Source organism: Pantoea sp. CTOTU50773 (assembly GCF_032082325.1).
GTDB lineage: Bacteria > Pseudomonadota > Gammaproteobacteria > Enterobacterales > Enterobacteriaceae > Pantoea > Pantoea communis.
The window spans coordinates 1-8,920 of sequence record NZ_DAMDQC010000176.1; the positions used below are offsets into that span (position 1 = coordinate 1).

The following is an 8,920-nucleotide window of genomic DNA, read 5'->3' on the forward strand; positions in this document are numbered from 1 at the left end:
CGCAACCGGGTTCGTGGTAGATGATGCGTTTGTGGTGCTGGAAAATATCGCGCGTCTCGTTGAAGCGGGGATGAAACCGCTACAGGCGGCGCTAACCGGCGTGCGCGAAGTGGGCTTTACCGTGCTGTCGATGAGTCTGTCGCTGATTGCCGTGTTCCTGCCACTGCTGATGCTGGGCGGCATTATCGGGCGCTTCTTCTCGGAATTTGCCATCACGCTGTCGGTGGCGATCCTCATCTCGCTGTTTATTTCGATTACGTTGACGCCGATGATGTGCGCCTACCTGCTGAAGCCGCAGGAAAAGCGCAGCCAGCCGCGCACGCGGGGTTTTGCCAAAGTGATGCTGAGCGTGCAAAACGGCTACGCGCGCTCGCTGGGTTGGGTGCTGAATCATGCCATCTGGGTGCTGATGCTACTGCTCGCCACCGTCGGGCTGACGGTGTATCTGTTTATCTCGATCCCCAAAACTTTTATGCCGGAACAAGACACCGGGCGCTTAAACGGTTTTATCTCGGCGGATCAGAGCATTTCGTTCCAGGCGATGCGCGGCAAGCTGCAGGACTTTATGAACATCATCAAAGCCGATCCGGCGGTGGATAACGTCACCGGCTTTACCGGCGGTTCGCGTACCAACAGCGGATCGATGTTCGTGTCACTTAAGCCGCTGTCGGAACGCAGTGAAAACGCGCAGGAGGTGATTGCCCGCCTGCGCACCAAGCTGGCGAAAGAGCCCGGCGCTAACCTGTATCTCAATGCGGTGCAGGATATTCGCATCGGCGGACGTGAATCTAACGCCAGCTACCAATACAGCCTACTGTCGGATAATCTCGCCGACCTGCGTGAGTGGGAGCCGAAAATTCGTCAGGCGTTTGCCGCGTTGCCAGAACTGGTGGACGTGAACTCCGATCAGCAGGACAAAGGCAGCGAAATGGATCTGACCTACGATCGGGAAAGCATGGCGCGGCTGGGTATTGAAGTCTCGGCCGCCAATGCGCTGCTGAACAACGCCTTTGGTCAACGGCAAATCTCCACCATTTACCAGCCGCTCAATCAGTACAAAGTGGTGATGGAGGTCGATCCGCGCTACACCCAGGATATCAGCGCCCTCGATCAGATGTTCGTGATCAACAGCGATGGCAAAGCCATTCCGCTGAGCTGGTTCGCCAAATGGCAACCAGCTAACGCGCCACTGTCGGTGAACCACGAAGGCCTGTCCGCCGCCTCGACTATCTCCTTTAACCTGCCGGAAGGCGTGTCGTTATCCCAGGCTTCAGCCGCCGTTGAACGCACCATGACGGCGCTCGGCGTGCCCTCCAGCGTGCGCGGCAGCTTTGCCGGTACGGCGCAGGTATTTGAACAGTCACAATCCAACCAGCTGTATCTGATGCTGGCGGCAATTGCAGCGGTGTATATCGTGCTGGGGATTTTGTATGAGAGCTACGTGCATCCGCTGACCATTCTTTCCACCCTGCCTTCGGCCGGCGTGGGCGCGCTGCTGGCGCTGGAATTGTTTAATACGCCGTTCAGTTTGATTGCGCTGATAGGGATATTGCTGCTGATTGGCATCGTGAAAAAGAACGCCATCATGATGGTGGATTTCGCGCTGGAGGCACAGCGCAACGGCAATCTCAGCGCGCGTGACGCCATTTTCCAGGCCTGCCAGATGCGTTTCCGCCCGATTCTGATGACCACGCTGGCAGCGCTGTTTGGCGCACTGCCGCTGGTGCTGACCAGCGGCGACGGTGCCGAACTGCGTCAACCGCTGGGCATCACTATTGCCGGCGGCCTGGTGATGAGTCAGCTACTCACGCTCTACACCACACCGGTGGTGTTTCTGATGATGGATAAGCTGAGTCGGCGTAAAAAAGCGGCATTGATTACCGAATGACCATGCTATACACCTTTGCTACATAGCATAAAGCGAGTAAACTTTATCCAGTCACTATGAAGGAGGTTTATATGTCTCAAGGTACAGTGTTTACCAATAATCGTACGCAAAACGTGCGTATTCCTGCTGACGTGCGCTTTCCCGACAACGTGAAAAATGTCACGGTGCGTGCGATTGGCAAAGAGCGCATTCTCACACCAATAGAAAACGCCTGGGATAGCTTTTTCCTCGATGGCCCCAGCGTAAGCGATGATTTTATGAATGAGCGTGCGTCACAGGAGCAATCTGACAGGGAAGATTTTTAATGCATCGCTATATGCTGGATACCAACATCGTTATCTATGTCATCAAACGCCGCCCGATTGAGGTTTTGGAACGCTTTAATGCCAATGTCGGGCGCATGGTCATCTCATCGATTACGCTTGCTGAACTCGTTCATGGTGCGGAGAAAAGTGCTTTTCCTGAAAGGAATTTACGCACTGTTGAAGACTTTGTTTCCCGTCTGGACGTACTCAGTTACGACCAAAGGGCAGCATTTCAATACGGCTCGATTCGCGCTGACCTGGAAAAGAAAGGCACACCCATCGGTCTGAATGATTTACACATTGCTGCACACGCGCGGAGTGAAGCGCTAACACTCATTACCAACAACCTGCGCGAATTTTCACGGGTGAACGGGTTAATCAGCGAAAACTGGCTTTAATATAACGGTAATCTTCATGAACTCGCAAACCGCTACCGTGCGCTGGCAGCTATGGATCGTCGCCTTCGGCTTTTTTATGCAGGCGCTGGATACCACCATCGTCAACACCGCCATCCCTTCAATGGCGCGTGACCTCAATGTCAGCCCACTCAACATGCATTCGGTGATCGTGTCGTATGTGCTGACGGTGGCCGTGACGTTGCCGATCAGCGGCTGGCTGGCGGATCGCTTTGGCGTGCGTAACATTTTCTTCTGCGCCATTGTGCTGTTTAGCATCGGTTCGCTGCTGTGCGCCTTCTCCACCTCGCTCGATCAACTGGTGATGGCGCGCGTGGTGCAAGGCGTCGGCGGTGCGATGATGGTGCCGGTCGGGCGTTTGACGGTGATGAAAATTGTGCCGCGCGAGCAGTACATGTCGGCGATGACCTTTGTGACAACCCCCGGGCAAATCGGTCCGCTGCTCGGTCCGGCGCTGGGCGGGATTTTAGTGCAATACGCCAGCTGGCACTGGATCTTCCTGATTAATATTCCGGTCGGCATCATCGGCGCGATTGCCACCCTGATGCTGATGCCGAATTACACCATGCAAACCAAACGCTTCGACTTCCTCGGTTTTGTGCTGCTGGCAGTGGGCATGGCGACCCTGACGCTGGCGCTCGACGGCCAGCGCAGCACCGGCGGCTCCCCGCTGCTGCTCGGCGCACTGATTCTGGTCGGCGTGTTCTCCCTGCTGTTTTACCTGATGCACGGCCGCAACAACGACAACGCGCTGTTTAGCCTGAAGCTGTTCGACAACCGCATCTACTCGATTGGCCTGCTCGGCAGCTTCACCGGACGCATCGGTAGCGGCATGCTGCCCTTTATGACACCGATCTTTTTGCAGGTGGGCCTCGGCTACAGCCCGTTCCACGCGGGTTTAATGATGATTCCGATGGTGCTGGGCAATATGGGCACCAAACGCGTGGTGGTGCGCATCGTTAACCTGTTTGGCTATCGCAATGCGCTGGTCGGGGCGACTATCGCACTGGCGCTGGTGGTGTTGCTGTTTCCGGCAGTGGCGCTGCTCGGATGGGTGTGGATGCTGCCAGTGGTCCTGCTGCTGCAAGGCATGGTGAATGCCATCCGCTTCTCCTCAATGAACACCTTAACGCTGAAAGAGTTACCGGATGATCTGGCTTCAAGCGGCAACAGCTTGCTCTCGATGATCATGCAGTTGTCGATGAGTATTGGCGTCACGGTGGCAGGCTTGCTGCTGGGTGCGTTCGCCCACGGCGCCGTGACCAACAGCGCCGCCGCACATCAAACCTTTATTTATACCTACCTGTGCATGGCGCTGGTGATTGTGTTGCCAGCACTGGTGTTCTGGCGCGTACCCAAAGATGTGAGTAAGAACGTGGATCTCAGAGGCAGGAGAAAAGCATGAAGCAGCCGTTGAAACTCGGCATTGGTGCCAAGTTGTTTGTGGCGATTTTTTCCACCTGCATGCTGGTGATCATCACCATGCACTGGGGCGTGCGCCTCAGCTTTGAGCACGGCTTTGTTGATTACATCAAGAAAGGCAATGAACAGCGTTTAACCCTGCTGAGCGATGCGCTGGCGGATCAGTATGAGCAGCACGGCAACTGGGATTTCCTGCGGAACAACGACCGCCTGATTTTCACCATTCTGCGATCGATGGAGCAAAATCCCGGCAGCAGTACGCAGTTGCCGCCACACGGCTGGCGCACCCAATTCTGGATTATCGATCAGCAGTATAAAGTGCTGTCCGGGCCACACTCACCGGTGCCGCCGGAAGGCACGCGGCGCAACATCACCACCAGCACCGGCAAAGTGGTGGGTTGGGTGATCGCCTCGCCCGCTGAACGACTGACGCGCAGCACCGATATCAACTTTGATCTGCAGCAGCGCCGCACCAGCTGGATGATCGTCACCCTCACCACGCTGCTGGCGGCGCTGGTCACCTGGCTGCTGGCGCGCGGCTTATTGGCCCCGGTGAAGCGGCTGGTGGATGGCACCCATGAACTGGCGGCAGGCAAATTTTCCACACGCGTGGAAGTGGGCAGCAGTGATGAAATCGGCCAGCTGGCGCGTGACTTTAACCAGCTCGCCAGTTCGCTGGAGAAGAACGAAAGTAACCGCCGCGCCTTTATGGCCGATATCTCCCACGAGCTGCGCACGCCGCTGGCGATCCTGCGCGGCGAGCTGGAGGCGATGCAGGATGGTGTGCGCAAGCTGACGCCGGAGGCCATCACCTCACTGCAGAGTGAAGTGGTGGTGCTGACTAAACTGGTGGATGATTTGCATCAGCTGTCGCTGTCTGACGCGGGCGCCCTCGCCTATCGCAAACAGCCGGTGGATGTGGTGAATCTGCTGGAAGTGGTGGCAGGCAGCTTTGGCGAACGCTATCGCAGCCGGGATTTGACGCTCACCCTTGCGCTGCCGACCAAAGCGGAAAGTTTTGGCGATCCGGATCGTTTGATGCAGTTGTTCACCAATCTGCTGGAGAATAGCCTGCGTTATACCGATGCCGGTGGCGAAGTACGGGTCAGCCTGCAGCAACACGGCGACTACTGGCAGTTACGCTTTGCGGATAGCGCGCCCGGCGTCGATGCTGAACATCAGGCACATCTTTTTGAGCGTTTTTTCCGTGCTGAAAGTTCACGCAATCGCGCCAGCGGCGGCTCTGGATTAGGCCTGGCGATCTGTAAAAACATTGTTGAAGCACATAGCGGCAGCATTTCTGCGGAGCACTCTGATTTAGGTGGATTGCAAATCGCGCTAAACTTGCCGTATGTTCCTCACCAGAAATAGCTTATGAGCCCGGATAATCACGATCCCCTGATTCTTATTGTTGAAGACGAACCGAAACTGGCGCAGCTGATGATCGATTATTTGCAGGCGTCCAACTATCGCACCCACCATATTGCCGATGGCAATGAAGTGCTGAACTACGTGCAGCACTCACCGCCGGATTTGATGCTGCTGGATTTGATGCTGCCGGGTCGCGATGGCTTAACGCTGTGTCGTGAAATCCGCCGTTTCTCCGAGCTGCCGATCATTATGGTGACAGCACGCACCGAGGAGATCGACCGCCTGCTGGGGCTGGAAATCGGCGCGGATGATTACATCTGCAAACCGTTCAGCCCGCGTGAGGTGGTGGCGCGCGTGAAAACCATTTTGCGCCGTGTAAAACGTTCGCCGGAAGAGGCACAGCTCGCCTCGCATCTGCTGATTGATGAAGGACGTTTTCAGGCCAGCTGGCGCGAACAGCAGCTGGAACTGACGCCTGCTGAATTCCGCTTGCTGAAAACCCTGGCGCTGGAGCCGGGTAAAGTGTTCTCGCGTGAACAGTTACTGAATCATCTTTATGACGATTATCGCGTGGTCACTGACCGCACTATTGATAGCCATATCAAGAATCTGCGTCGCAAGCTGGAAAACCTCGATGCGGAGCAGCCGTTTATTCGTGCGGTGTACGGCATGGGTTATCGCTGGGAAGCGGACGTCTGTCGCCTGATGTAGCGCTCGCTTGATGTAGATCAATTTACTTCAGCGACGGCCCTGCCTACAATTCCCCACCTTTTGCAGGGCCGTTTGATGCGGCTCGTGCACCTGCCATCGCCGATGGCATGCTGACCTGACATCAGTGAGAATTCCCTCCATGTTTAAACCCGAACTCCTTTCTCCAGCTGGATCGCTGAAGAATATGCGCTATGCCTTTGCCTATGGCGCAGATGCGGTGTATGCCGGTCAACCGCGCTACAGCCTGCGCGTGCGTAATAATGAATTTACCCACGAAGTGCTGGCCAAGGGCATTGAAGAAGCGCACCAGCTGGGCAAGAAATTCTACGTAGTGGTGAACATCGCGCCGCATAACGCCAAGCTGAAAACCTTTATCCGCGACCTGACGCCGGTGGTGGAGATGCAGCCCGATGCGCTAATCATGTCCGATCCCGGCCTGATTATGCTGGTGCGTGAAGCTTTTCCGGAGATGCCGATTCATCTATCGGTGCAGGCCAATGCGGTGAACTGGGCGACGGTGAAGTTCTGGCAGCAGATGGGGCTGACCCGCGTGATTCTGTCGCGCGAGCTGTCGCTGGATGAGATTGCTGAGATTCGCCAGCAGGTGCCAGAAATGGAGATTGAGATCTTCGTACACGGCGCACTGTGCATGGCCTACTCCGGGCGCTGTCTGCTTTCCGGTTATCTCAATAAGCGCGATCCGAATCAGGGAACCTGTACTAACGCCTGCCGCTGGGAATACAAAGTGGAAGAAGGCAAACAGGATGAGGTGGGCAATATTGTCGGCTTCCACCAGCCGGTTGAGGTGCAGGAGCCCACGCTGGGCGTTGGCGCGACGACCGACCGTGTATTCTTGTTAGAAGAGAAGATGAAGCCCGGTGAAGTGATGAGTGCCTTTGAAGATGAGCACGGCACTTACATCATGAACTCAAAGGATTTACGCGCGGTGGCCCATGTCGAGCGCCTGAGCCAGATGGGCGTACATTCGCTGAAAATTGAAGGCCGCACTAAATCTTTCTATTACTGTGCTCGCACCGCGCAGGTTTATCGTCGCGCCATCGATGATGCGGCAGCCGGCAAGCCGTTCGATCCGGCGCTGCTGGAGACGCTAGAAGGTTTGGCGCATCGTGGCTATACCGAAGGTTTCCTGCGTCGTCATACGCATGACAGTTATCAGAACTATGAACAGGGTTTCTCGGTATCCGATCGCCAGCAGTTTGTGGGAGAGTTTACCGGTGAACGTCGCGGCGACTGGGCGCAAATTGCCGTGAAGAATAAGTTTTTGCTCGGTGATTCTGTGGAGATCATGACACCGCAGGGCAATCTGAACTGTACGCTGGAATCGATGCAAAATGATAAGGGCGCAGCGGTAGATGTCGCGCCGGGAGATGGACATAAGGTGTGGATCCCGGTACCGGAATCGGTGGATCTGGCCTTTGCTTTGCTAATGCGAAATTTCACTGACGGCAACAGCACCTACGATCCGCACGGAAAAAAGCGCACATAATGAAAAGAAAGGCGCGAAGTTAGAACAGGATCACAGACCGCCGCTGCGCCTCGCTTTAGAATCCCGCCTGCTGCTAACGAGTAACAATAAACAGCAGGTAGTACCAGGACCCACCTCATTCACCCGCCCGGCTCCCCCGTGCGGGTTTTCTTTTTTTTAATCGCCCGCCGATAAAGTTCCTCGCCCAGCTATGCTATAACCTCTGCATCGTATTTCGCCTCAAGGAACTGATTATGCAAAATAAACCACTGACGCTGCTAATCCTCAATGGGAAAGGCGCGGGCAATGAAGATTTGCGTGCGGCGGTGAATACGCTGCGCGATGAAGGTTTTAATCTGGCGGTACGCGTGACCTGGGAAAAGGGCGACGGTGACCGTTACGTGCAGGAAGCGGTGGCGTTGCAGGCTGAAACCGTGGTAGCGGGCGGCGGCGATGGCACCATCAATGAAATCGCCACAGCGCTGGCGGCAGTGCCTGCAGAGCAGCGTCCAGCACTGGGTATTCTGCCGCTTGGCACGGCCAATGATTTCGCCACCAGCGTGGGGATTCCAGAGGAGATGGAACCGGCGCTGCGTCTGGCGGTGTTGGGTAAAGCCAGCGCGATTGATTTGGCGCGGGTAAATGGCGATCGCTACTTTATCAATATGGCGACCGGCGGCTTTGGCACGCGTATTACCACGGAGACGCCGGAGAAATTGAAATCGGCTTTAGGCGGCGTGTCCTATTTTATTCATGGTTTGATGCGAGTGGATGCGCTGAAGCCGGATAGCTGTGAGATCAGCGGTCCGGGATTTGAGTGGCAAGGTGATGCACTGGTGATCGGCATTGGTAATGGTCGTCAGGCAGGTGGCGGACAGAAGCTGTGTCCGGATGCATTGATCAATGATGGGCAGCTGAATCTGAGCATCGTCACCGCGCAGGAGTTGTTGCCGACGTTGCTGCATTCGCTGACGCGTAATGATGAGAATCCGAATATTGTTTCGGCGCAGTTGCAGTCGCTGAGCATTCGTTCACCGCACGAGATGACGTTCAATCTGGATGGCGAACCGCTGACCGGCAGCGAATTTGAAATTGAAGTGATGCCAGGCGCGCTGAGCTGCCGCCTGCCGCCGCAGTGCCCGCTACTGGCGTGATGTTAGTCGGTTAGATTCGGAAGAAATGCAGTCTGGATTGCTAGTGGTGATGCAGCCTGGGTTGCTGGTGATAACGCAGTCTGGGTTACTGGTGATAACGCAGTCTGGGTTACTGGTGATAACGCAGTCTGGGTTGCTGGTGATAACGCAGTCTGGGTTGCTGGTGA

At 55.8% G+C, this 8,920-nt stretch carries 8 protein-coding genes; all 8 read left to right on the forward strand.

Going from position 1 to position 8,920, the window contains the following annotated elements; all coding sequences use genetic code 11:
* Positions 1-1,888 (forward strand): efflux RND transporter permease subunit (locus RT340_RS19915; protein WP_313377560.1); only part of this gene is annotated, 1,888 nt, incomplete at its 5' end.
* Between the two features lie 71 nt (positions 1,889-1,959).
* Positions 1,960-2,193 carry a type II toxin-antitoxin system VapB family antitoxin gene (gene vapB / locus RT340_RS19920; RefSeq protein WP_034824846.1) on the forward strand — a complete coding sequence of 78 codons (234 nt, stop codon included), beginning with the start codon at positions 1,960-1,962 and terminating at the stop codon, positions 2,191-2,193.
* Positions 2,193-2,591, forward strand: coding sequence for a type II toxin-antitoxin system tRNA(fMet)-specific endonuclease VapC (locus tag RT340_RS19925; protein WP_097116633.1), 399 nt, complete (start codon positions 2,193-2,195; stop codon positions 2,589-2,591). The genes vapB and RT340_RS19925 overlap by 1 nt, the downstream gene beginning before the upstream one ends.
* A 16-nt stretch (positions 2,592-2,607) precedes the next feature.
* The gene (locus RT340_RS19930) at positions 2,608-4,014 is read left to right on the forward strand and encodes an MFS transporter (protein ID WP_160868022.1); all 1,407 of its coding nucleotides are present in this window, start codon (positions 2,608-2,610) and stop codon (positions 4,012-4,014) included.
* Complete coding sequence (gene baeS / locus RT340_RS19935; protein WP_313377561.1) at positions 4,011-5,402, forward strand: two-component system sensor histidine kinase BaeS; 1,392 nt, start codon at positions 4,011-4,013, stop codon at positions 5,400-5,402. Before RT340_RS19930 ends, baeS begins: the two co-directional genes overlap by 4 nt.
* Positions 5,403-5,405: 3 nt before the next feature.
* Positions 5,406-6,113, forward strand: coding sequence for a two-component system response regulator BaeR (baeR, locus tag RT340_RS19940; RefSeq protein WP_097116631.1), 708 nt, complete (start codon positions 5,406-5,408; stop codon positions 6,111-6,113).
* A gap of 139 nt (positions 6,114-6,252) precedes the next feature.
* Positions 6,253-7,620: a tRNA 5-hydroxyuridine modification protein YegQ gene (yegQ, locus tag RT340_RS19945; protein WP_160833496.1), complete on the forward strand. Its 1,368-nt coding sequence runs from the start codon at positions 6,253-6,255 to the stop codon at positions 7,618-7,620.
* Positions 7,621-7,853: 233 nt separating this feature from the next.
* Positions 7,854-8,753, forward strand: coding sequence for a lipid kinase YegS (gene yegS, locus RT340_RS19950; RefSeq protein ID WP_034824860.1), 900 nt, complete (start codon positions 7,854-7,856; stop codon positions 8,751-8,753).
* The last annotated feature ends 167 nt before the right edge of the window (positions 8,754-8,920 follow it).

What these genes read in the sequence shown, in the direction of transcription:
- vapB (WP_034824846.1), top strand. Translation starts at nt 1,960, where the DNA reads ATGTCTCAAGGTACAGTGTTTACCAATAATCGTACGCAAAACGTGCGT.
- RT340_RS19925 (WP_097116633.1), top strand. Translation starts at nt 2,193, where the DNA reads ATGCATCGCTATATGCTGGATACCAACATCGTTATCTATGTCATCAAA.
- RT340_RS19930 (WP_160868022.1), top strand. Translation starts at nt 2,608, where the DNA reads ATGAACTCGCAAACCGCTACCGTGCGCTGGCAGCTATGGATCGTCGCC.
- baeS (WP_313377561.1), top strand. Translation starts at nt 4,011, where the DNA reads ATGAAGCAGCCGTTGAAACTCGGCATTGGTGCCAAGTTGTTTGTGGCG.
- baeR (WP_097116631.1), top strand. Translation starts at nt 5,406, where the DNA reads ATGAGCCCGGATAATCACGATCCCCTGATTCTTATTGTTGAAGACGAA.
- yegQ (WP_160833496.1), top strand. Translation starts at nt 6,253, where the DNA reads ATGTTTAAACCCGAACTCCTTTCTCCAGCTGGATCGCTGAAGAATATG.
- yegS (WP_034824860.1), top strand. Translation starts at nt 7,854, where the DNA reads ATGCAAAATAAACCACTGACGCTGCTAATCCTCAATGGGAAAGGCGCG.